Origin of the sequence: Pseudomonas sp. BIGb0176, from assembly GCF_024810175.1 — a bacterium.
Classification (GTDB): Bacteria; Pseudomonadota; Gammaproteobacteria; order Pseudomonadales; family Pseudomonadaceae; genus Aquipseudomonas; species Aquipseudomonas protegens.
This window is the reverse complement of sequence record NZ_JANUEC010000001.1, coordinates 21,812-45,029: the sequence shown is the minus strand read 5'-3', so window position 1 is coordinate 45,029 and position 23,218 is coordinate 21,812. Positions and strand designations below refer to the sequence as shown.

Below are 23,218 nucleotides of genomic sequence, written 5' to 3'. Positions count from 1 at the left end.
CCGGAAAAAATCGGTACACTTCGCGGCCTCGATCCCCCCACAGGACATGGAATGTTATCCGTCGCCGCTTCTCCCCGACCCGGCCTGCGCCGGGCCCTGGTGCTCTGGCTGTATGCCGTCGGCGCCGGCCACCTGCTGGCCGGGCTGCTGCTGACCTGGGCCGGCCACAGTGGCCTGTTCAACGATTACCTCGCGGGCATCGAACAGGCCTTCTGGGGCGCCGCCGCGCCGGCACCGGCCCGGGCCCAGCAGATCTGGTGGCTGGGGCTGTTCGGCGCCACCCTGCAAAGCTATTCGCTGTTCCTGCTGGGGCTGGTGCACCTGGGCAACCGCCTGCGGGCCCCTGCCGCCTGGGCCTGGCTGATGGCCGGGATTGTGCTGTGGGCGCCCCAAGACATGTGGCTGTCCTGGCAGATGAACATGACCGCCCACCTGTGGATCGACAGCTTCGCCCTGCTGGTGCTGCTGCCGCCGTTACTGTGGCTGCAGCGCCACGACCGCCGTACCTCTCGTCTTCCCTCGTAAAAGGACTTCACCATCGTGGCTGATTTGCCAATCCTGCAGTGGGCTATCGCCCTGTTGCTCGCCCAGGGCGTGCTCGGCGCCCTGGATACTCTCTACCATCACGAACTCACCGTGGCCCTGCCGCAGCGTCACAGCGCCCGCAAGGAACTCAGCATCCATGCCCTGCGCTCGTGCTTCTACGGCGTGCTGTTCATGGGCATCGCCCACCTGGCGTTCCAAGGCATCTGGGCCCTGGTGATCGCCCTGCTGTTCGCCCTGGAAATCGGCCTGACCCTGTGGGACTTCGTGGTCGAGGATCGCAGCCGCAAGCTGCCGGCCATCGAACGCATCATGCACACCGTGCTGGCGATCAACGCCGGGGCCTTCTTCGCCCTGTACGGCCTGCAACTGCTGGAATGGTCACGCCTGCCCAGTGCCTTGAATCCCATCGACCTGGGCTGGCAGGGCTGGGCCCTGAGCCTGTTCGCCGTGGGCGTCACCGCCTCGGGCATCCGCGACGGCCTGGCGGCGCTGCGCCTGCAACGCCAGGGCCAGGGCGCCAACCCCTTTGCCGGTGGCAGCGGCAAGCGGGTGCTGGTCACCGGTGGCACCGGTTTTATCGGCGAGACCCTGGTCAACCAACTGCTGGATGCCGGGCACACGGTCAGCGTGCTGGCCCGGGACCCGCTGCGCGCCGCCTACCTGTTCGACGGTCGCGCCCGTTGCCTGCGCTCGCTGAGCAAGCTGGGCCACGGCGAAGCCTTCGACGTGATCATCAACCTGGCCGGTGCCCCGGTGGCCGGGCCGCGCTGGTCGGCCAAGCGCCAGGCGCAACTGCTGGCCAGCCGGGTCGGCACCACCGAAGCCCTGCTCAACTGGCTGCAACACGCCCAGCACAAGCCGGAGCTGTGGATCCAGGCTTCGGCCATCGGCTTCTATGGCGTGCGCGACGCCAGCCAGAGCCTGGATGAAAACGCCGAGCGCGGCGAAGGCTTCATGGCCGACCTGTGCGCGCGCTGGGAATCCTCCGCCGAACCGGCCACCCGCTTCGGCGTGCGCCAGGTGGTGCTGCGCCTGGGGATCGTCTTCGGTCCCGGCGGCGCCCTGAAGCCATTGCTGATGCCCTTCCATTTCGGCTTTGGCGGACGCATGGGCGATGGCCGGCAGATCATGAGCTGGGTGCACCGCGACGACGTGTTGCAGGTGATGGCCCGGGCCATGAACGACCCGTCCCTGTCCGGCACCTACAACATGGTGGCGCCGGAAGCGGTGAGCCAGGGCACCTTCGCCACTACTGTCGGCAAGGTGCTCAAGCGCCCGGTGTGGCTGCACGTGCCGGCTGCGCCGGTACGGGCCCTGGCCGGGGAGATGGCCGAGCTGTTCTTCGATGGCCAGAAGGTAGTGCCGGCGCGCCTGCTGCAGGCCGGCTACCGCTTCCGTTACCCGACCCTGGACGCCGCCCTGCGCGACCTGACCTGAGCTGAGGAATGCCCATGAGCAAGCCCCTGTTGTACCTGCTGGCGGGCAATGGCAGCGCCGCCGACTGGTGGGACGATGCCCTGCCGCACTTCCAGCGCTATCAGGTGCAGCCCCTGGAGCTGCCGGGGTTTGGCGACAACCCGCTGCCGCCCTGCCAGGACCTGGGTGAATACGCCGAGGCCCTGCTGGGCATGACCGAGCCGGGCCAGGGGATTGTCGCGGTGGGGGTCAGCGCGCTGATCGTGCTGCACGCCTTGCAGCGCCGCCCGGGGCACTTCTGCCGCAGTGTGCTGTTGTCGCCCGTGGGGGCCTTTCTCTGGCAACGGCGCTTGCCGGCGCTGATGTCGCCGCTGCCCGCGCGCTTGCTGATTCACGGCTTGCTCAGCCATAAACCGACGTGGTTTGCCGGCAAGTTCTCGCGCCAGCCGTGGAGCCAGGAGCAGTACCGGCGCATGGGCGCCGGCTATGGTCGGTGCCGGGCCTTCGTACCGCTGTGGGAGCAACTGCGGGCCGATACCGCGCTGCCGCTGCTGGAGTGGATCAAGGACCCGGTGCAACTGGTCTGGGGCGACCAGGACCGGCTGCTGGGGATTGCCCAGGCCGCAGCCTGGTCGGCCATCCTGGCCCGGGCCGACCTGCGGGTCAGCCTGCGGCCGGGCTGGGGCCATTACCCCTGGATCGACCACCCCGCCGAGTTCGTCGCCTGGCTGGAATCCGCCGACAACGGCTTCGTCGCCCACACCAAGGGCGGCCGCCTGCGCCTGGCGGAGCTGGCCGGCCAGCCGGTGCCCAGCGCCCTGTCCCTGGACAGCGCCAGCGACCCGCAGCTGCCGGCCCTGCTCGCCAGCCAGCCTGCGGCGCTGTGGGCGGTGCGTTCCTCCAGCTACGGCGAGGATCAGGCCGACTCGGCCAATGCCGGCTTGAGCACCACTTACCTGCGGGTGGCCAGCGAGCAAGTGCCCGGGCGCATCAGCGAACTGCGCGATGCCGGGGTCGAGGAAGTGGTGGTGCAGCGCTTTATCCAGCCGACCCTGTCGGGGATCGCCTTCGTCCGTCACCTGGCGGTGGAACTGGAGTGGGTCGAGGGCCATCTGGAAAGCCTTGCCGACGGTCAGGTCAGCCCGCAGCGGGCGATCCTTTCACGCCTGGGCGCGGCCTGGGAAAGCGGCCATTTCGCCACCACCCGGGGCCTGAGCGCCAGCGCCCTGTGGGATTTCCTGCAAGGGGTGCTCAAGACCTTCCACTACGTGCCCGGTGATGTGGAATGGGCCTGGGACGGCCAGCAACTGTGGCTGCTGCAGTACCGGCCCATCAGCGACTACGGCTGGCGCCGGCACCTGACCGCAGCCAATATCGCCGAGATCCTGCCACCGCAACCCAGCCGTTTCGTCGAGTACGGCCAGCGCCGGGCGGCGGCGAGCATTCCGGCGATCATGGCGCGCTGGGACGCCCGTGTACTGCAGGACAATGAACCCTTCACCGCGGTGTTCGGCGGCGCCTCCTATATCAACAACGACCTGTTCCTGGCGCGCCTGGCCGACTGGGGCCTGCCCTCCTCCAGCTATGCCGGCGAGGTGGGCGGCGCCACCCCGCAGCTGCCCTTGCGGCCCCTGCGCCTGTTGCGCTCGCTGCCACGGTTCCTGCGCATGCAGCACATCGCCCGCGGCCACCTGCTGAGCCTGGAGCCGGGCCTGCGGCGCTTCGACCGGGAGCTGGCGCAGTTGCGCGCCGCCGGGGCCGACGGCCAGCAACTGGCAGACTGGTTCAGCCGCTTCTATGTGTTCGTGGTGCAGGGCAACCTGTGCATCGCCACCGCCCTGGCCAGCAGTGGCGGCGCGCTGCTGGGGCGTCCGCCCACCGCCTACGACAACCTGGACAACAGCCCCCATCGCCTGCCCTGGGAAACCGACCCAGGCACCCCGCGTCCGCAGTGCGCCGAGTTGCCGTTGCAAGCCTTCCCGCACTGGAGCCCGGCCATCACCCTGGCCCACCGCCTGGGCTTGCCGGGCATGCGCGGCTATTACCTGCAAGTGCGCGAGTGGTACCGGGACAACCTGATGCGGATCTTCTTCCGCCTGCACCACGCCGTGCCCGAGGCTGATCGCGGCTACTGGTTCGCCCCCCATGAGCAGGTGCGCAACCGTGGCGGCAGCTTCTGGCAGGACGGCCGCGAAGGCAGCGAGCAGGCGGCGGGGTTCATGATCTACCCGGGCCAGGTCCAGGGCGTGCTGGGGGTCGACATTCTGCTGGAGGACACCCTCGACCCCGGGCGCCATGCCCACTATCAGCAGGCCCGGGCAGTGATCGCACGCATGGGCGGGCGCCTGTCCCACGGTTCGACCCTGTTGCGCGAACTGCGCAAGCCCTCGGCGGTACTGCCCCAGGTAGACCCGGCCTGGATCGGCCGCGAAGTGCTGTATGCCGACGGCCAACTGAGCCTGGTAGAAGGCTGAAACCCGCGCTCAAGGCTGCGCAATGCTGGCGAAGCGTTCGCGGTAGGCCTGGGGCGTCACGCCCAGGGCCCGCAGCACGCTGCGACGCAGGGTTTCCTCGCTACCGAAACCGCACTGGGCGGCGATGCGCTTGATCGGCAGGGTGCTGTCGGCCAGCAGGCGCCGGGCGCTTTCCACACGGATCAGTTCAATGGCCCGGGCCGGGGTCTGGCCGGTGTCGGCGCGGTAGTGACGGACGAAACTGCGCTCGCTCATTCCCGCCTGCTCGGCCAGCACCGGCACCGTCAGTTCGCGGTCCAGGTGCTCGGCGATCCAGGCGTGCAGCCGGTCGAAACGCCCACCCTGGTTCTGCAGCGACAGGGTTACGCTGAACTGCGATTGGCCCCCCGGGCGCTTGAGAAACACCACCAGTTGCCGCGCCACTTCCAGCGCCACTGCGCGCCCCAGGTCGGCCTCCACCAGGGCCAGGGCCAGATCGATGCCGGCGGTGACCCCGGCCGAGGTCCACACCGGGCCATCGTTGATGAAGATCGGATTGGCCTCCACCTGCAGTTGCGGATACTGCTCGGCCAACTGCTCGCAGCGGGTCCAGTGGGTGACCACCCGGCGCCCGTCCAGCCAGCCGCTGGCGGCCAGCAGAAAGGCCCCGGTGCAGACCGACGCCACCCGCCGTGACGCCGCAGCCCGGGCCGCCACCCAGGCCACCAGTTCAGGATCACGGGCCGCCTCGTAGACGCCCCAGCCACCGGCAACGATCAGGGTGTCGCAGGGCTCTTGCGGCAGCGGCAGCGGCTCGGCCAGCAGCGCCAGCCCCGAGGAGCTCAGGGTCGCCCCGCCCGGGCTGGCAATCACCCGCGGGTGGTAGGGCAAGGGCAGGCCCAGGCCGCGGGCCCGGTCATTGGCCGAGGCGAATACCTGCAGCGGCCCGCTGACATCCAGCAACTGGGCATTGGCGAAGGCCAGGACAAACACGTTTTTCGGCGCAGTGGGCATGGTTGGCGTAAATCGAGGGCTGGTTGGCGTATGCGCCAAATCCTAGAGCGCTAGAGTCAAGCCGTCCACTTCATCGACACAAGGAACAGGCAATGGCAGTGCAGATAGGTTTTCTGTTGTTCCCCGAGGTCCAGCAACTGGATCTGACCGGCCCCCATGACGTACTGGCCTCGCTGCCGGATGTGCAGGTGCACCTGATCTGGAAGGAGCCGGGGCCGGTGGTGGCCAGCTCGGGGCTGGTGCTGCAGGCCACCACAAGCTTCGCCGACTGCCCGCCGCTGGATGTGATCTGCATCCCCGGCGGTACCGGGGTCGGGGCGCTGATGGAAGACCCGCAGGCCCTGGCGTTCATCCGCCAGCAGGCCGCCCGGGCGCGCTACGTGACCTCGGTGTGCACCGGCTCCCTGGTGCTCGGCGCTGCGGGCCTGCTCCAGGGCAAGCGCGCCACCACCCACTGGGCCTACCACGAACTGCTGGCGCCGCTGGGGGCGATACCGGTGCATGAGCGGGTGGTGCGTGACGGCAACCTGCTGACCGGCGGCGGTATCACCGCCGGCATCGACTTCGCCCTGACCCTGGCCGCCGAACTGTTCGACGCCGCCACCGCGCAGCGGGTACAGCTGCAACTGGAGTACGCCCCGGCGCCACCGTTCAATGCCGGCAGCCCGGACACGGCCCCCGCCAGCGTGGTGCAGCAGGCCCGCCAGCGCGCCGCGGATTCGCTGCACAAGCGCCGGGAAATCACCCTGCGCGCGGCCGCGCGGCTGGCAGCCGGCTGAGCCTTCAGGCACGGCGCACCGGGCCCTGGCGGGCATTGCCCAGCAACTGGGTGATGGCGCCATCGCCATAGGTGCGCTCGACCCTGGAAATCACCACCTGATAACCGGCGTACCAGCGCCGGTACTGGCGCTTGGCTTCGATGTGCCTGGGGTGACTGGCAAAGGCCTGGATCGAGGCTTCGTCCTCCCAGTAATAGCTGGCGTTGATCAGCCCCTGGTCGGCGCTGGTCCAGGATTGGGCGCCGACGAAGCCCGGCAGGCTGATGGCAATTTCGTCGATCAGCGCACTGAGGCGGTGGAACTCCTCGTCGCGCTGGCCCGGCTGGTAGATAAAGGCGGCGATGTACATGGTCAAACTCCATTGGCTGATGAATCAGAGCGGACGCGCCAGCAGCGCCAGGCGCAGGGCCAGGGCCAGCAGCACCGCCGCCAGCAGCCAGGATTGCCAGCGGGCCAGCCGCGAATCGCTGCCGGGCAAGCCACGGCGCAAGGCCGCGCCGAAGATCCCCAGGCTGGTATGGAAGACCCCGCTGACCAGGGTCAGCAGCAAGCCCAGGACCACCAGTTGCACAGCGATGCTGCCGTGCTCGGGGCGCACGAACTGCGGCAGGAACACCATGAAGAACAGCAGCGCCTTGGGGTTCAGCAGGCTGTTGCACAGGGCCCGGACAAACACCGTGGCCAGCGGCACCCGGGGTGTATCGGCAAGGTCCAGGCCCCCCCGCTGGCCCAGGGCCTTCCAGGCCAGCCACAACAGGTAGGCAACCCCGGCATAGCGGATCAGGTCGAACGCCGGCGGCCAGCTGGCCACCACGGCGGTGACGCCCGTGGCCGTGAGCAGGGTCAGGCCGATATCCGCTGCGCCGATCCCCAGCCCCGATGCCACCCCACCGCGCCAGCCATAGGCTGCGCCGTGGCTGATGACGAAGGCCATGTTGGGTCCCGGCGACAGCAGCAACAGCAGCACGGCGCCGAGGAAGATCGACAGGGTGGAAAGGTCCGGCATGTGAGCGCTCCTGCGCAAAAGCCGCTAGATTAGGACGCCTGTCTGATACAAACAAAAAAGTGTTCTAGATACATGAGGTGGCCGAGCATGCGCCGTACCCGTTACAAAACCATCGTCGATCACTTCGCCCAGCGCATCCGCGCCGGCCAGCTGTGCCCAGGCACTCAGCTACCGACGGTGCGGGCGCTGATGGCCAGCGAGCAGGTGGCGCTGGCCACGGCGCTGCGGGTGTATCACGAGCTGGAAGCCATCGGCCTGGTGGTGGGCGAGCCCGGGCGCGGCACCTTTGTCCGCGACACCAGCCTGCCCCGGGGCATGGGCCTGGAACAGCACCCGGCCAGCGCCGCCTCGGTGGACCTGGCGTTCAACTACCCGTCCCTGCCCGGCCAGGCGGAAAGCCTGCGCGAGGGGCTGCGGGCGATAGCCGCCTCCGGCGACCTGGATGCCCTGCTGCATTCCGCCCCCCAGGGCGGCCGCCCCCATGAGCGCCAGACCGCGGCGCGGCACCTGCGCAACCGCGAGATCCGCGTCGCCGCCGAGCAGGTGCTGATCGTCAACGGCGCCCAGCAGGGGCTGGCGGTGAGCCTGCTGGCGCTGCTCCAGCCCGGGGACATCCTGGCAGTGGACGCCCTGACCTACCCCGGCCTCAAGACCCTGGCCCAGGTCCATCGCCTGGACCTCGAAGCGCTGCCCCAGCACAACGGCCAGATGGACCTCGACGCCCTGCAGGCCCTGTGCCGCCGGCGCCCGGTGCGGGCGCTGTACTGCATGCCGACCCTGCACAACCCCCTGGGCACGGTGATGCCCCTGGCCGAACGCCGGCGCCTGGCGCAACTGGCCCGCGAGCATGACCTGCTGCTGATCGAGGACGGCGCCTACGCCTTCCTCGCCGAACCGGCCCCGCCGCCGCTGCAGACCCTGGCCCCGGAGCGCACGTTGTATATTTCCGGGCTGTCGAAAAGCGTCGCCTCGGGCTTGCGCCTGGGGTTTATCGTCGCGCCCCTGGAGATGATCCCGGCCCTGGAACGGGCGATCCGCGTGTCCACCTGGAGCACCCCGTCGCTGACCGTGACCCTGGGCTGCCGCTGGATCGAGTCGGGGCTGGTGGACAGCCTGGAAGAACAGAAGCGCAACGATGCCCGCAGCCGCCAGCAACTGGCCCGGAGGGTGCTCAAGGGCTGCGATTACCAGGCCTATGGCTCATCGTATTTTCTCTGGCTGAAACTGCCGGAAGGACGGCGGGCCGATGCCGTGGTGGCGGCCCTGGAACATCAGGGGGTAACGGTGACCTCGGCCGAGCCCTTCGCCACCACCGCCCATGTGCCCCAGGCCTTGCGCCTGGCCCTGGGCTCCATCGGCCTGCCGCTGCTGGAGCAGGCCCTGGAAAAGGTCCGCAACGAAATCACTCGTTGACCACACCTGCAGGAGCCGGCTTGCCGGCGAAGAGCGCCTGCTCACCGGCGTCAATGGCCGGGGGCATCATCCGTGGCCGGCGGCTCGCACGCCTCACGGCCATTCGGATCACGCCAGCGCCGCCAGACCGACTTGATCTTCCGGCCAATCATCCACAGTGCGCCAAGTATATTGGCCAGGACAAAGGCCCCCAGGAAAAATGCCAGCATCGTCAGAATGCCGGGGCAATCCGGCCCTTGGCACGACATTCCCCCCCAGCTCAAGGTGGGCAGCAGCGCCGCACCCACTACAACGATCTGCCGCAACCACGGCCATTTGCACAGAAGCCCGCGCTTAGCGTCGGGCTGAAAAAAACCTGCCACGTTCATGTTCCACTGCGTGAAGTATCAAAGCGGCCACCGCACCCAGGCTGCAGGCACGAAATGCCGGACGAAAAAAAACCCGCCGAAGCGGGTTTTTTCCAAGACCATTATGACTTCCTGTCTGCAGCATCCGTGCTAATGGTCGACCTTCCCTGATCCTGAGCGCTTCCTGCGCTGCAGTTGTGGGAAAGAAGATTAAACACAAAGCCCGGTGCGCAGAAGGCGCATTGAATTACAGCGCGTGTAGGAAATTCGCTATACCGCACTTACGCAAACCCCTAGTTCACCCCTCCAGTGCCTGGGCGGCCAAAGCCGCGAGCTTGAGCTGGTGCTGCGCCCCGGGCTGATGATCGTCCTGGAGAAACCAGGCAGCGGACAAACCACTGAAGGCCAGCATCCACTGCACCAGCCGGCGCGGCTCCAGCTGCGCCGCCCGGGCAATCACCTGCACCTGGCGGGCAAAGCGCACAGGGTCGGTGGCGCTGGGCAGGTCCGGGTTGCAGATCAGGTTGGCGAAATCGAAGGTGCGCTCGCCATGGACCCGCTTGGGGTCGATCACCCGCCAGCCGCGCTCGGCGAAGTCCAGCACATTGTCGTGGTGTATATCGCCATGCAGCACCACCGGTTCCCGGGGCGTGGCCAACAGGTGCTCGGCTTCGGCCAGGCAGCGCAGGAACAACCCGCCCTGCTGCGGCGCCGCCTCGCGCAGGTCGGCAAACCAGCGATCCAGCGACACCAGCGGCGGCCGCGGTTGTGCCCGAGGCCGGTGCAACTGTTGCAGGGTGGCGCAGACGATATGGCTGACCTCATCGTGCTGGCCCGCCAGGGCCATGCGCATCAGCGAACCCTTGCCCATGGCGCGCTCCATCAGCAGGGCATCGCCTTGCTGGGCATGAACCCGCGCCGCCCCCTCCCCGGCCCACCAGGCCATCAGCCGGTTGCCGACCTGCTCGTGTTCATCCAGGGCAATCTTCAACATGGCCGGCGCACCGTCTTGCAGACGCACCGGCAACAGGCGGCTGCCCGGGGTGACGATGGGATCGCCATCGGGCGTCAGGCGCCAGCGTTTCATATAGGTTTCGAACAAGGGGCTGCTCCAGACGGGAAGCGGCCAGTTTCAGGCGACAGGCCTGGCTCTGCAACGTGCCGCTTGCAACTGCCTGTTTCAACCCTGCTGCAGGTAGTTCTCGATATTGCTCATCTGCTCGTCCCAACCCCGGCTGTTCATGCGAAAGGCCTTGAGCCGGCGCTCGGCGGGAATGCCGTCGAAGCCCGACTCGGTGACCCGCAGCAAGGTACCACCGGCGTGCTCTTCCAGTTCGAACCGGACCAGGGTGCTGGGCTCTGCCGAATAGTCCTGCGCGGGATCGATGGCGTAGGGGTGCCAGCGGAAGGAGAACAGCTCCTGGGGCAGCATCTGCTCCACCAGGACATCCCAGGTCAGGTGCTCATAGCCTGGGTAGGTCACCGCGCCCCGGGCCCGCTGGCCGGGTATGAACTGCTGGCCGGCCAGGGCCACGCCAAACCAGCGGCCGAAGCGTTCGGCCTCGCTCAGCGCCTGCCAGACCTGGGCCGGGTCGGCCTTGAGCAGGATCTTGCGTTCGATGCGATCTGAAGAATTCATGGGCCACCTCCAGTGATGAACACTAGACCTCTCTGAATCGAGCGCAACCTTTATCTGGCCGAAGGCCCCACTGATTGCCCAGAACGAAAAATGCTACTGTCGCCGGCGCCAATACCTCTGCAAAGGACCTGCCATGCCCCTCACCCTCACCGACCGTTACCGTGGCAGCCTGCTGGGCCTGGCCTGTGGCGATGCCCTGGGCACCAGTGTGGAATTCAAGCCACGGGGCAGTTTCCCCCCGGTCACCGATCTCTTGGGCGGCGGCCCGTTCAACCTCAAGGCCGGACAATGGACCGACGACACCTCCATGGCCCTGTGCCTGGGGGAAAGCCTGTTGCGCAAGGACGGTTTCGACCCCGCCGACCAGATGGGCCGCTACCTCAACTGGTGGCAATGGGGCTACCTGAGCGCCACCGGCGAATGCTTCGATATCGGCATGACGGTGCGCCAGGCCCTGGCCGACTATCAGGAACACGGCCAGCCCTTGGCGGGCTCCAGCGACCCGCAGACCGCCGGCAATGGCTCGCTGATGCGCCTGGCGCCGGTGGTGCTGTTCCATTACCCCGACCTGGCCCAGGTCCGCGAGTTTGCCGGGGCCAGTTCGCGTACCACCCACGGCGCCGCCGAAGCCATCGAATGCTGCCAGCTGTTGGCCGGGCTGATCGCCAAGGCCCTGGACGGTGCCAGCAAGCAGCAACTGCAACGGCTCGACGCCCAGGGCTTTCGCGAGAGCAAGGTCGCGGCCCTGGCCCAGGGCAATTACCTGGATAAAACCCGCGACCAGATTCGCGGCAACGGCTATTGCGTCGACTCCCTGGAGGCCGCGCTCTGGTGCTTCCAGCACAGCGACAGCTATGCCGAAGCAGTGCTGGCCGCCGCCAACCTGGGGGACGACGCCGACACCACCGCCGCCATCGTCGGCCAGTTGGCCGGAGCCTTCTACGGGGCCCAGGGCATACCGCCGCACTGGCTGGCCAAGCTGCACATGGGCGAGGAGATCCAGGCCATGGCCGACGACCTGCTGGCCGCCGCCCGGCGTCGCGCGCCTGCCCGGCCGCTGCATGGCAGTTGCCTGTGCAAGGCGGTGCAATACCGGGTCGACCGCCTGGACATGCCCATCGGCCACTGCCATTGCCAGACCTGCCGCAAGGCCCACGCCGCGGCCTTTGCCTCGACCGCCGGAGTCATGCGCGAACACTTCCAGTGGACCCAGGGCCAGGAACGCCTGAGCACCTACGAATCGTCCCCGGGCAAGCTGCGGCACTTCTGCTCGGTCTGCGGTTCTCACCTGCTGGCGGAGCGCCCGGGGCAGCCCCACGTGATCCTGCGGGTGGCGACCCTGGACGATGATCCGGGGCAGACGCCACAGGTGCATATCTGGACCTCCCACGATGTGCCCTGGCTGGCCGACGAAGCGCTGCAACGCTGGCCCGAGTGGCAACCCAGCCGCGGCTAGACTGTTTCTTCCTCATTGACCGATTGCGAGACTTTCCATGCGTCCGATCCTGTTGCTGGCCCTTGCGCCGCTGCTGCTGCTTGCTCCACTGGCCCAGGCCTATGAGTGCAACAACACCACCCAGACCGATATGAGCCTGTGCGCCAACTTCCAGCACAAGGCCGCGGACAAGGAGCTGAACGCCCTTTACCAACAGATCAACCAGCGCCTGAAAGACCAGCCACACAGCAAAAAGCTGCTGGTCAGCGCCCAGCGCGCCTGGGTGGCGTTCCGCGATGCCGAGTGCAGTTTTTCCACCTCGGGCGTGGAAGGTGGCAGCCTGTATCCGGTGGCCTACAGCAACTGCATCACGGCCTTGACCAAGACCCGCGTGGAGAGTTTCAAACAGTACCTGCAGTGCAAGGAAGGCGACTTGAGCTGCCCGGTCCCCGCACGGTAGGAGCGGGCTTGCCCGCGAAGGCGTCGGCGAGGGCCCTGCACGGCTTGCCGGCCTGTTCGCCGGCAAGCCGGCTCCTACAGGAGCCGGTGGCTGGCGGCGGGGTCAGCGGACGAAGATCTGCGCCGTGGTGATGGCCATGTCGCCGCCCGGCAGGGTGATCTTGCCGATCTGCTTCATGCTCTGCACATCGAAGATCGCCACGTCGTTGAAGGTCCCCGCCAGGTAGATCTTGGTCCCGGCCCGGTTGAACGAGATGCAGTAGTAGGAGTGTTCCAGGGTCGCGGCCTGGAGCAGTTTCTTCTGCTTGATGTCGTACTTGGCCAGGCGGTTGAGCACGCCGAACATCAGGTTGGGGTCCGTGGGCGAGCGCATACCGCTGAAGTAGATCTCGGTCAGCGGGCCGAAGTCGGTGGTCTCGGTCTTGCCGGTTGCAAGATCGACGCTGAACAGCCCGTACAGCGGCTCGGCGGTAGCCGGGTCCTGCTTCTTGTCCTTGAACTTCGCCGCGGTGTAGAGCAGCGAAAAGTCATGGCGGAAGGTCTGCTGGTTCCACACGTAGAGCACGTCCGGCGCGCTGTAGTTGGGGCGTTTCCAGTGGCGGCTGGGGATCAGTACCTCGAACTTGCCGGTCTTGACGTCGACCTTGTACAGGTCCGGCCCGGCCACATACAGGGTGCCGTCGTCGCCACTCTGCATGATGGTCAGCTGGCGCGGCGCGGGGAAACTGCGCAGCGGCTTGGCGTCGAGCCCGGCATCGGTGGCGTAGACATCCAGACGCGGCTCCTTGACCTCATAGCGGTCATTGAGCAACAGGGTCGGGTTGGCCACGGTGTACAGCTCCTTGCCGTCGTGGCTGACGGTGAAGGCGAACATCGAGCGCGCCCTCTCCCCCGGATGCTGGGTGATGCTGGCGTGGAACACCTGCTTGCAGCTGTCGAGCTCGACGCCGTAGACATCCGCATAGTGGTTGTTCAGCACGTAGGCGATCTTGCGGTCCGGCGACAGTTGCACGGTGCCGGGGCCGAAGGCGTCGGGCATCTTGCAGGTCTTGTACAGGCTGTCGGTGGCCAGATCGAGAACGTGCAAGTTGTTCGGGTAATTGGTGGTCACCATGTACTCGTGACCGCTGTTGAGGGCCAGGCCCTCGTCGGCCAGGGCGGTGAAAGAACAGGCGCTGAGAACCGCGCCGGCGGCCAGGCCGCACACTGTGATAGCTCGCATGCTGGAATCCTTGTGCTGTCCGGTTACTTGTCTTTGGGGAAGACGGTGCCGAGGTTGCGCCAGTTGTCGTTGGAGGCCTGGGCGTCCTTGTTCCAGTCGGGGTAGGTGCTCATCATGTCCGGCACCTGGGCCGGCCACCAGCAAGGGTCGGAGCAGCCGTAGAGGTCGGCTTCCATCGGCTGGCACAGCGACGACACGCCGCCAAAGGCATCGATTTCCCAGCCCGGGTCGGTGGTCGAGGCGCATCCGGCCACGGAGTTCATCGCCAGCACTTCTTCGATACGGTCCTGGGCCGCGGCCTCGGTCAGTTTCTGAGCTTTGTTGTTGATCGGCTTGAGATGTTTCATGTCAGTGAGCCTTGCGCGGAGTGATGTAGCTGCTGATGAACGCAGGGTTGTGCGCCATGATCCGGCTGTAGACTTCGATGCCGAAATCCACCCAGTCACGCATCAGTTCGCAATAGTGATAAGTCGGGTGCGCCGGGTCGCCGTAGCGGGCATAGCTCTCGTGGTAGCAGCCGCCGGAACACAGGTTGCGGATGCGGCAGCTGTCGCAGCCGGTGTTGGTGCGGTCCAGGCGCTGGGACAGGAAGTCATTGAGCTCCATCTGCTTGACCCCACCGTCATGCACATTGCCGAAGGTCGGCAGGGATGAGCCGGTGAAGCGGTGGCACAGGTTCAGCTCGCCCTTGTGGTCCACCGCCAGCATCTTCAGCCCGGCGCCGCAGGGCAGCGCCTTCTTGTGGCCCTCGTGGATATCGGTGATCAGCTGGTGCAGGTTGGAGAAGCCGATATTGCGGTGCTCCAGTGCCGCCGCCAGGTAACGCCGGCCCAGGCGCTTCATGCTGGCGAAGACTTCGATCAGCTCCTCGCTGCTGAGGTTGAAGCTGCTGATGTCCCCCGAGGTCACCGGGGCGAACCCCACTTCGGCAAACCCCAGCTCGTTGAACAGGTGATCCCAGATGGTCTCAAGGTCGGTGACCCCGGTGGTCAGGGTCACCCGCGCCCCCACCGGCCGGCTGTCGTAGCGCTCCAGAAGCATCTGCGCCTTGCGCCGCACCACGTCATAGGTGCCCTGCCCGCCCACGGTGATGCGGTTGCGGTCGTGCACGGTCTTGGGCCCGTCGATGCTCACCGAAAGCCCGAAGCGGTGGGCGTTGAGGTAGTCCACCACCTCTTCGGTGAGCAGGGTGGCGTTGGTGGTCATGACGAACTCGACGAACTTGCCGGCAGCGGCAAAGCGCTGTTCGCAGTAGTCCACCATGGCCTCGATCAGCGGCCGGTTGCTCAAAGGTTCGCCGCCGAAGAACACCACGGTGTAGCGCTCCTCGTCCGGGGACTCCTGGAGCAGCATTTCCACCGAGGCAATGGCCGTGTCCAGGCCCATCTTCTTGCCCGCCGAGGGCTTGTCCAGGTCTTCCTTGTAGCAGTAGGTGCAGCTCAGGTTGCAGCCGGTATTGACGTTGAGCACCACGGTATTGATCGCCGTGCGTTCGACCCGTTTGACGCCGATTTCCGGGGTCAGGGGCGAGCCGTCGCTGACCAGTTCCAGGGCCATCAGCTCACGCAGGGTGTCGCTGACGTCGGCACCGTCATAGGCGCCGGCCAGACGCTGGATCAAGTCTTCCGGGGTACAGCCCGGGCCGCGCAGCGCATCGATGATGCTGCCGGTCAAGGCATCGCTGGCAAACAGCGAACTGCTGGGGATATGGAACAGCATGCGGTTGGCGTCCACCTGCACTTCATGCAGGTTGCGCTCCACCAGATTCAGAATTGCGCCCATTACAACCTCCTGTGCCTGCCCCGCGTTCGGGGCCTGCGGTCATTGCCTGAAAGTGTCTGTCGGTATCGCTCGACGCCCCTCAGGGAATGGGTGGATTGTTCCAGCGTTGCACGGTGACGATCAGCTGGCCTTCACCGGTCAGGGCCTTGCCCCCCTCCTCCACCGCAGCGATCACCTTGAGGTTGCCGGCGTTGTTGGTGGACATCTTGCGCAGCGGGTTGGGCCCGGCATCCCCTGGGGTGAACACGCCGCTGTCGGCCTGCATGCTGCCGGCGTACTTGACGTCTTCATCCTTGGCCGCCTGGGCGTCGAAGGCCTCGACCTTCCACTGCGCCGGCATCACGCCGATGCGGTAGGCCTTGCCGTCGGCCCCCTTGCCCCAGGCTTCGGCATCGAAGCGGCCCTGTACCTTGGGCGTCGAACCGCCGCCGTCACCGATCCGCGCCACGGCAAATGCCGGCACCACCTTGACCTCGGCGATGCGCTGGTACACCGCCAGCGTCGCGCCCTTGAGGCTGCCGACGCTGACTTCCCGCAGCCCCGGCTGGGCGCTGGCCGCCGCCTTGAGCCTGACGCGGATGCGTTCGGGGCTCTGCTCCAGCACCTGCACGACCTCCACCCCTTTGCCGAAGCTCGGAGTGCCCGCAAGGCCCGCGCCCACCAGGGTCACCTCGGCCTCCTCACCGGCCTTCAGGTAACCCGGCTGCACCGCCAGCAACCGCTGGCTGCCTTGCCGGGCGGCGATGAAGTCCAGGCCGCGCTCGTCGTGCTCGGCCTCGAACATCCGCCCTTGCAGTGCATTGCCCTGTGCCGCCAGCACCTGGCGCATGACCACGCCATCCACGGTGACATTGCCGCGCCATTCATAGCCGTTGTAGAGGATCGCGCTGCCCTCGCCATTGAACGGGCTGCCATCGGCGTACTGGCCCTTGACGCTGAGCTTGAACTGATCGCCTTCCCCGGCGCTGACGCTCATCACCCCGGCCAGTTCACCCTTGCCCGGCAGGTGGCCGCTGAAGCTCCAGTCCCCCGCCAGCGCCGCCGCTTGCGGGCGGGCCTGTTGCCAGGCTGTCCAGGCGGGATTGTCGAGGGGATAACGCTTGGCCAGCAGCGGCACCATTTCCTTGAGGGCGGTGGGCAGCCATTCCCGGTCCCGGGACAGCGCCTGGTACTCCAGGGATGGCCATTGCCCAAGGTGGAAATTCACCAGCCGCTCCCATTCCTGGGCCGGCCGGCGTTGCAGGGCGATCCGCGCGCCGGAGTGGCAGCGGGCGCACATCTGGGTGGTCTGTTCGTCGAAATGCTCGACAGTGTTCAGCCGTCGCTCCAGGGCGTAGCGCACGCCGTCGGTCTCGCTGGGCGCCAGGCCCTGGGTATCGGCCAGGTACTTGACCAGGGTGCGGCGGTCGTCATCGCTGATTTGCAGCCCGTGCATGGTCTGCATGCGGGCAATGCTCATCAGCCAGCCTTCCGGGGTCTTGCGCTGGTGGCTGATGCGGCTCAGGGCTTCCCCGGCCTCGGGGGTGTGGCAACCCTGGCAGGTTTCCTTGAGGATGCTCTGCGCATCCCGAGCGGCAAAACTCGAAGGGGCATGCAAGGCGGTACAGGTGGCAATGGCCAGCAGGCTGGCACTGAGCCTCAGGCGCAGTCTTCTCTTCATCAACGTCAAACCTCCCACGGTGCTTTCTTATTTTTAGCGAGTCGTTTTTATGGTTTCTGCCATGCCCGGCACGCCCGGTCATGGAGGCAAGAGAAACGTCTGCTGATATGCAATACACGGAGCGTGCCAGCTTATAAAAGAACCCGGAATCAACGACTTGGGCGAAGACGCCGGTCCCTGGCGGGCTTGCGGGTGTTACCCGACGTTCAATTTCGAGACAAACGTCTCAGTCTGAGACAGCGATTAGCCAGCGCCAGAACAGCTCTCAAGGCCGGCGACGAGGCTGTACCGCTGGTTTTCTTTGCAATTGGATCTTGCATTTATCCGGCGGCGCCGCAGAATCACCCCCGCTTTGCCTGCCCCGTCCCATGGGGTGTGCCGCACCTCCCCTCTTACAAGGAACCTGAAGTTCATGGATAGAAGCGCCTGTGCCCGTCTCGGCTCGCTGATCCTCTCGTTGTCTGCCCTGACCCTGGTCGGATGCAAGGAAGAAACCAGTCCCAAGACTGCAGCCGTCGCTGCGGCCCCCGCTCCGGCGGCCATGGTCATGCCGATCTGCGCCAATGGCGAATGCGCGGTGCTGGACCAGGACGGCAAGGTGCTGGTCAGCGCCGACAACGACTACGACGCCGTGGTCGCCCTGCCCCTGGACAAGACCTTCCTGTTCGCCAAGGACGGTACCTGGAACCTCAGCAGCGCCGATGGCAAGCAGACCCTCAAGGCCGCCTTCACCGATGACCTGCGGCTGCTGACCCCGGGCTACTTCGGCTTCGGCCAGGACGGCAAGCTGGGCATCATCGACCAGAGCGGCAAACAGATTCAGCCACCGCGCTTCGACGATCTGTACGTGGGCGGCAACGACGACTTCATCGTCTACGAGATCGGCGGCAAGCGCGGCATTCTCAGTGCCAAGGGCGAGGTGGTGACCGAAGCCCTGTATGACAGCAGCATGGTCCGCGATGACTTCGCCAAGCGCGGCTGGTGGATGATCGCCGAACGCGGCAACGACAAGTGGGCGCTGAACCTCAAGACCGGCGAGCAGAAGAAGATCGACTTCGACAGCATCGACTACTTTGCCAACCAGCATCTGGTGGTCAGCACCGAACAGGGCAAGGCCCTGGCCGATGCCCAGGCCCAGCTGATCAGCGCCGCCACCTACAACTGGATGGGCGAACCGGGTGACGGCCTGGTGGCCTTCCGGGAAAAATACGACAGCCCCTGCGGCTACATGGATTTCCAGGGCAAGACCGTGATCCAGGCCCAGTTCGGTACCTGCCAGGTATTCGGCAAGCAGGGCGCGCTGGTCACCGCCAAGAACGCCGACGGCAGCTCCGGCAAGGCCGGGCTGATCGACCGCCAGGGCCAATGGAAGGTGCAGCCGGTCTACGACTCGGCGGACCCGGCCGGCTTCAGCCCCCTGGGAATGTTCCGGCAGGTACCGGGGCTGAACCAGGTCGCCGTGCTGCAGAACGTGTTCAGCGCCACCTTCGGTATCTTCGATGTGGACAAGGGCGTCGAGCTGTTCAAGCCCACCTACGCCCAGATCGGCGCGATCAATGCCGACCTGTTCGTCTTCAGCACCGCCAACAGCCCGACCAAGCAGGCCACCCTGTTCGGCCAAGCCACCCAGGTGCGTACCGTGGGCCTGATGGACGCCAGCGGCAAGGTGCTGCTGGAGCCGGGCCAGTACGTCGACATCCGCCTGGACAACAGCGGCCACTACCTGCTGGCCACCGACGACACCTCGGCCCTGGCCACCTCGGCGCTGTACGACCTCAAGGGCAAGCGGCTGATCCCCGGCAAGTGGCAGGAACTGGTGGTGGACGAAACCCGTGGCGCCATCTTCGGCTATGCCGTGGAAGGCATGGGCGACGACCAGTCCCGCAGCCTCAAGGCCCTGTATCGCCTGGACGGCACTCCGAGCTTCCAGGTCAGCCAGGTCGATTGCGGCGCCGAACAGGTGCACGACGGCCATGACCAGGTGCTGTGGCCGGCCAACCCCCAGGACTACTGCCCGCAGCCTGACGAAGTGGAAGACCAGGGCGAAGGCGACAACGCACAGGGCTGAGGCCCCGAGCGAACCGGTCACGGTTGGGATCAAGCCTGCTAGGATGCGGGCTTGATCGATTCAGCCAACCGGCCCGGATGGGGGCCGACAGGAACTGTCCCATGCTCAATGCTCTGCTCTTCGACCTTGATGGCACCCTGACCGACACTGACGCCCTGCACCTGCTGGCCCTGCAGCAACTGCTGCTGGAAGAGGATGGCCGGACCTTCACCCAGGAAGAATTCGAAGCCCATGTCAGCGGCCAGGCCAATGCCAACATGTGCCGCTACCTGTTCCCCGAGCGCAGCGTGGCGGAACATGAAGCCTTTGCCGAGCGCAAGGAAGTGCGCTTTCGCCAACTCTCCCCGCAACTGATGCCCATGCCCGGCCTGCTGCGCCTGCTGGATTTTGCCCAGGAGCACGGCATCGGCGTGTGCGTGGTCACCAACGCGCCCCGGGCCAATGCCGAGCACATGCTCGAGGTGCTGGGCCTGCGGCAGCGCTTCCAGACGGTGCTGGTGGCCGAGGAGTTGCCTCGGGCCAAGCCCGATCCCCTGCCTTACTTGAGCGGCCTGGAATGCCTGCGGGCCACCGCCGACCAGGCCCTGGCCTTCGAAGACTCGGTACCCGGGCTGACAGCCGCGGTAAAAGCCGGGATCTGCACGTTCGGCCTGGCCACCAGCCAACGCCCGCAAACCCTGCTGGATGCCGGCGCCCACCGCGTGATCAACGACTTCGACGACCCGCAACTGTGGGCCGAGATCCGGCGCCGGCTCGATCTGCCCTGAAGAAGATGGGATGAGGATATTGGTCAGGCCAAGCGGGAAGGAAACAGCCAGGGAGAAAGAAACGGCAGGAGGGAAAAAGGTGCTCGCCCATCACTTCGGCAGTGGCATCCAGACCGAAGTACCCCCTTTGGCTGGGCGAGCAGGAGGGAATATACGCGGGCTCCAGGGGCAGTAATATCGGACATATCCGAAAACACCCTACGACTTGGGCAAAGATGCTGGAGGTTTATCCCTGCACGACTTTTTTTTCACGGTGCTTTCACCTCGCCGCCCCTATATTGCCAATCACTCCTTAACGAATCCCATTTGGCCCGCGCTACAGCGGGCTTTTTTTGCCCGGGCTCCAGCGGCCGGCCCCTGGGGCGCCGACTGCTGGTGCGGGTCACTCAGGGAGCCGCCCGCTCCGCAAGCGATGCCTGGGTGGGAACGAATGCCGGCGCCTGCTCGGGATAAAACCGCGCCGCGGCATTGATCACGGCCTGCACCGAGGCGGTGACGATATTGGCGTGACAGCCGGCGCCAAAACGTGACCCGGCAACGCCCGGCCACACCGCTTCGACAATTGCCAGCGCCTGCGCATCGGCCCCCGCCCCCAGGTTGCGCTCTTCAAAACTGTCGATGCGCAGCGGCAAGCCCAGGGCGGCCAGGGCCGCCGCGACAGGTCCGTTGCCCACGCCATGCAAGCACGCCTCCTGGTTCCCGGGGGTGGCGACCCGCAGCTCGATCCCCTGCCCCTCGGGGGCATCGAACAACCGATGAGCGAGATACCGCAGGCCGGCCGTGCCCTCTGCGCACGCCAGATAGGTGCGCTGGAACACCTCCCATAAAGCGTCGCTGCTCAACTCGGCGTCACTGGCATCAGCCAGCTTCTGCACAATGGCGCTGAACTCGATCTGCATGCGCCGGGGCATGACGATGCCGTGGTCACGCTGCAGCAGGAAAGCGATCCCGCCTTTGCCGGACTGGCTGTTGACCCGCACGATGCTGTCGTAGGTCCGCCCCAGGTCCTGCGGATCGATGGGCAGGTAGGGCACCTCCCAGAAACCGTCGGCCGCCTGGGCGGCAAAGCCCTTGGCGATGGCGTCCTGGTGCGAGCCGGAAAAGGCGGTGAACACCAGGTCGCCGACATAGGGATGGCGCGGATGGATCGGTAGCGCCGTGCATTCCTCGGCAACCCGGGCCACTGCCGCGATATCGGAGAAGTCCAGCCCGGGGCTGATGCCCTGGGTATAGAGATTCAGGGCCAGGGTCACCAGGTCCAGGTTGCCACTGCGCTCGCCATTGCCGAACAGGCAGCCCTCCACCCGCTGGGCGCCCGCCAGCAACGCCTGTTCGGCACAGGCCACGCCGGTGCCCCGGTCGTTGTGCGGGTGCACTGACAGCGTGACCTGGTCACGGCGCTCCAGGCGCTTGTGCATCCATTCGATCTGGTCGGCAAAGACGTTGGCGGTGGCCACCTCGACGGTGGTCGGCAGGTTGATGATGATCGGGCGCCCCGGGCCGGCGTCCCAGGTACGGATCGCGGTATTGCACATGCGCAGGGACACCTCGAGCTCCGCCATGCAGAAGGTTTCGGGGGAGTACTGCAACACCCATTCGGTTTCCGGGTGCTGGTCGGTCAACTCGCGCAACAGCCTGACATGGCGCTCCACCAGGGCCTCGACCTCGTCCACCGAAAGCCCGAAGACCACGCGCCGCCAGACCGGGGCGATGGCGTTGTACAGGTGGACGATGACCCGGCGCGCACCCTGCACACTGCGTACGGTTTCGCGGATCAGGTCCTCGCGCAGTTGGGTCATCACCATGGGCGTGACGTCGGCGGGAATCCGCTGCTGTTCCACAAGCTCGCGGACCACCTCGAAATCGGTGCGCGAGGCGGCGGGGAATCCCACTTCGATTTCCTTGAAGCCCAGGCGCACCAGTTCCTCGAACAGGCGCAGCTTGCGCTCGCGGTTCATCGGCTCGAACAGCGCCTGGTTGCCATCGCGCAGGTCGGTGGACAGCCAGATCGGAGCCTGGGTGATGGTACGTGACGGCCACTGGCGCGAGTCCAGGTCCACGGGGGTAAAGGGGCGGTATTTGGTATGGGGATGGGCGAGCATACTGACCTCGAAAGCACAATGGAGAACGCGATGGATCTCCCCTGCTTTCATCATGGAAAGCGCTTCGAGGCCGGAGTCTGGGGGAGATCAGCCTGGGTGCCAGGTTCCTGGCAGCACCGGCAGACCCCGGCCGTAAGGCAGGGGTAGCGCTAGTAGCAGGGTCAGGAACAGGGGGTTCATGGGCGGTTGCAACCGTCGGCGGGCAAGGAGTGATCTGTAGTCTAGGTAGCGATCTTCTGAATGTAATGCGCTAAACGCCCTTTGATTATCGCAAAATGGACATTTTCACCTATGATAAGCGCCCCATGATCCCTTCCGGGGCGGAGGCGCTGCGCTGCATGTCCGATCTGCTGGTTGTCTCGTCCATCGACTGCCTGTCCATGCCGGTTACCAGCATCGCCGTGGATTACCCCAACGGCCATGAAATACCTGCCCACAGCCATCCACGCTCGCAGCTGGCCTATGCCATCGAGGGCGTGCTGGTGATCGACACCGAGTCCGGCCGCTGGGTGGTGCCGCCCAGCCGCGGGGTGTGGTTGCAGGCCGGCGTCGAGCACCGGGTACGCATGCGCGGCGCGGTGCGCATGCGCAGCCTGTTCATCAATGTCGATGCCATTGCCGGCCTGCCCGAACATGACTGCGTGATCGAGGTCTCGCCGTTGCTGCGCGAGCTGATCCTGGCCGCCGCCCAGGTCGGCACGCACTATTCGCCGGACAGCCGCGACGGCCGCCTGATGCGCCTGATCCTCGATGAGATGCGCTCGCTGCCGGTGCTGCCGTTCAGCCTGCCCTGGCCCCATGAGCCGCGCATGCTGCGGGTGTGCCAGGCGCTGGCGGACGACCCTTCGGACAACCGCACCGCCGAACAATGGGGCGACTGCCTGGCCATGAGCGCCAAGACCTTCCATCGCCAGTTCCAGCGCCACACCGGCATCACCTTTGGCCGTTGGCGCCAGCAGGCGCGGTTGCTGATGTCCCTGGAGTGCCTGGCCGAGGGCATGCCGGTGGTGCAAGTGGCGCTGCAGCACGGCTACGACAGCCAGAGCGCCTTCGCCGCCGCCTTCAAGCGCCAGTTCGGCACGCCGCCTTCGGAGTTCTACCGCTGAGGGC

21 protein-coding genes and 1 pseudogene are annotated in these 23,218 nt (G+C 66.4%); 11 read left to right on the top strand and 11 right to left on the bottom strand.

The features are described from left to right. Positions 1–51: 51 nt before the first annotated feature. Genes M2395_RS00185 through M2395_RS00175 form a run of 3 tightly spaced genes read left to right on the top strand, consistent with a single transcriptional unit; the run spans position 52 to position 4,436 of the window. A complete protein-coding gene (locus M2395_RS00185; protein WP_015636431.1) occupies positions 52–525 on the top strand; it encodes a hypothetical protein in 474 nt (157 codons plus the stop codon). 15 nt (positions 526–540) lie between these two features. Next, the gene (locus M2395_RS00180; RefSeq protein ID WP_011062387.1) at positions 541–1,983 is read left to right on the top strand and encodes a TIGR01777 family oxidoreductase; all 1,443 of its coding nucleotides are present in this window, start codon (positions 541–543) and stop codon (positions 1,981–1,983) included. Positions 1,984–1,997: 14 nt separating this feature from the next. Continuing rightward, positions 1,998–4,436, top strand: a complete 2,439-nt coding sequence (locus M2395_RS00175; protein ID WP_123431497.1) for an alpha/beta fold hydrolase — start codon at positions 1,998–2,000, stop codon at positions 4,434–4,436. A gap of 9 nt (positions 4,437–4,445) precedes the next feature. On the opposite strand, the gene M2395_RS00170 is transcribed toward M2395_RS00175, so the two are convergent. Further along, positions 4,446–5,429, bottom strand: coding sequence for a GlxA family transcriptional regulator (locus M2395_RS00170; RefSeq protein ID WP_019094099.1), 984 nt, complete (start codon positions 5,427–5,429; stop codon positions 4,446–4,448). A 92-nt stretch (positions 5,430–5,521) separates the two neighbouring features. On the opposite strand from M2395_RS00170, the gene inhA reads away from it, so the two are divergent. Next, entirely contained in the window at positions 5,522–6,208 is a 687-nt protein-coding gene (gene inhA / locus M2395_RS00165; RefSeq protein ID WP_011062390.1) for an isonitrile hydratase, read from the top strand. A gap of 4 nt (positions 6,209–6,212) precedes the next feature. Here inhA and M2395_RS00160 read toward each other — a convergent pair whose 3' ends face one another. After that, positions 6,213–6,557, bottom strand: coding sequence for an antibiotic biosynthesis monooxygenase (locus tag M2395_RS00160; protein ID WP_011062391.1), 345 nt, complete (start codon positions 6,555–6,557; stop codon positions 6,213–6,215). Positions 6,558–6,581: 24 nt separating this feature from the next. Then, a complete protein-coding gene (locus tag M2395_RS00155; protein ID WP_011062392.1) occupies positions 6,582–7,214 on the bottom strand; it encodes a LysE family translocator in 633 nt (210 codons plus the stop codon). 87 nt (positions 7,215–7,301) lie between these two features. Here M2395_RS00155 and M2395_RS00150 point away from each other — a divergent pair, with 87 nt between their 5' ends. Next, positions 7,302–8,627, top strand: coding sequence for a PLP-dependent aminotransferase family protein (locus M2395_RS00150; protein ID WP_015636436.1), 1,326 nt, complete (start codon positions 7,302–7,304; stop codon positions 8,625–8,627). 50 nt (positions 8,628–8,677) lie between these two features. On the opposite strand, the gene M2395_RS00145 is transcribed toward M2395_RS00150, so the two are convergent. From M2395_RS00145 to M2395_RS00135, 3 genes are all read right to left on the bottom strand, one after another. Then, the gene (locus M2395_RS00145) at positions 8,678–8,995 is read right to left on the bottom strand and encodes a hypothetical protein (RefSeq protein ID WP_053152913.1); all 318 of its coding nucleotides are present in this window, start codon (positions 8,993–8,995) and stop codon (positions 8,678–8,680) included. Between the two features lie 277 nt (positions 8,996–9,272). Continuing rightward, entirely contained in the window at positions 9,273–10,076 is an 804-nt protein-coding gene (locus M2395_RS00140; protein WP_123431496.1) for an aminoglycoside phosphotransferase family protein, read from the bottom strand. A gap of 78 nt (positions 10,077–10,154) precedes the next feature. Then, positions 10,155–10,613, bottom strand: coding sequence for an SRPBCC family protein (locus M2395_RS00135; protein WP_011062395.1), 459 nt, complete (start codon positions 10,611–10,613; stop codon positions 10,155–10,157). Positions 10,614–10,746: 133 nt separating this feature from the next. On the opposite strand from M2395_RS00135, the pseudogene M2395_RS00130 reads away from it, so the two are divergent. The 3 genes and pseudogenes from M2395_RS00130 to M2395_RS00120 all read left to right on the top strand — a co-directional run. Next, positions 10,747–11,646 (top strand): annotated as a pseudogene (locus M2395_RS00130) (ADP-ribosylglycohydrolase family protein); the annotation flags it as partial. Continuing rightward, entirely contained in the window at positions 11,620–12,069 is a 450-nt protein-coding gene (locus tag M2395_RS00125; RefSeq protein ID WP_225368814.1) for a GFA family protein, read from the top strand. The pseudogene M2395_RS00130 and the gene M2395_RS00125, both read left to right, overlap by 27 nt. 37 nt (positions 12,070–12,106) lie before the next feature. Beyond that, positions 12,107–12,508 carry a lysozyme inhibitor LprI family protein gene (locus tag M2395_RS00120; protein WP_011062397.1) on the top strand — a complete coding sequence of 134 codons (402 nt, stop codon included), beginning with the start codon at positions 12,107–12,109 and terminating at the stop codon, positions 12,506–12,508. Positions 12,509–12,610: 102 nt separating this feature from the next. Here the strand turns inward: M2395_RS00120 and peaD are convergent, their stop codons facing one another. From peaD to peaA, 4 genes are all read right to left on the bottom strand, one after another. Beyond that, entirely contained in the window at positions 12,611–13,729 is a 1,119-nt protein-coding gene (gene peaD, locus M2395_RS00115) for a quinohemoprotein amine dehydrogenase subunit beta (RefSeq protein WP_123431495.1), read from the bottom strand. Between the two features lie 23 nt (positions 13,730–13,752). Continuing rightward, complete coding sequence (gene qhpC, locus M2395_RS00110) at positions 13,753–14,076, bottom strand: quinohemoprotein amine dehydrogenase subunit gamma (protein ID WP_011062399.1); 324 nt, start codon at positions 14,074–14,076, stop codon at positions 13,753–13,755. Position 14,077: 1 nt separating this feature from the next. Beyond that, a complete protein-coding gene (peaB, locus tag M2395_RS00105) occupies positions 14,078–15,511 on the bottom strand; it encodes a quinohemoprotein amine dehydrogenase maturation protein (RefSeq protein ID WP_015636440.1) in 1,434 nt (477 codons plus the stop codon). 79 nt (positions 15,512–15,590) lie between these two features. Next, positions 15,591–17,171 carry a quinohemoprotein amine dehydrogenase subunit alpha gene (gene peaA, locus M2395_RS00100; protein WP_011062401.1) on the bottom strand — a complete coding sequence of 527 codons (1,581 nt, stop codon included), beginning with the start codon at positions 17,169–17,171 and terminating at the stop codon, positions 15,591–15,593. Positions 17,172–17,583: 412 nt separating this feature from the next. Between peaA and M2395_RS00095 the strand changes: the two genes are divergently transcribed. Both M2395_RS00095 and M2395_RS00090 read left to right on the top strand, forming a co-directional pair. Further along, positions 17,584–19,239, top strand: a complete 1,656-nt coding sequence (locus tag M2395_RS00095) for a WG repeat-containing protein (RefSeq protein WP_015636442.1) — start codon at positions 17,584–17,586, stop codon at positions 19,237–19,239. Positions 19,240–19,340: 101 nt separating this feature from the next. Further along, positions 19,341–20,006: an HAD family phosphatase gene (locus M2395_RS00090; protein ID WP_077934554.1), complete on the top strand. Its 666-nt coding sequence runs from the start codon at positions 19,341–19,343 to the stop codon at positions 20,004–20,006. A 386-nt stretch (positions 20,007–20,392) separates the two neighbouring features. Here M2395_RS00090 and M2395_RS00085 read toward each other — a convergent pair whose 3' ends face one another. Continuing rightward, a complete protein-coding gene (locus M2395_RS00085) occupies positions 20,393–22,108 on the bottom strand; it encodes a 2-isopropylmalate synthase (protein WP_015636444.1) in 1,716 nt (571 codons plus the stop codon). A gap of 275 nt (positions 22,109–22,383) precedes the next feature. On the opposite strand from M2395_RS00085, the gene M2395_RS00080 reads away from it, so the two are divergent. Continuing rightward, complete coding sequence (locus M2395_RS00080; protein WP_041119278.1) at positions 22,384–23,214, top strand: helix-turn-helix transcriptional regulator; 831 nt, start codon at positions 22,384–22,386, stop codon at positions 23,212–23,214. Positions 23,215–23,218: the final 4 nt, after the last annotated feature.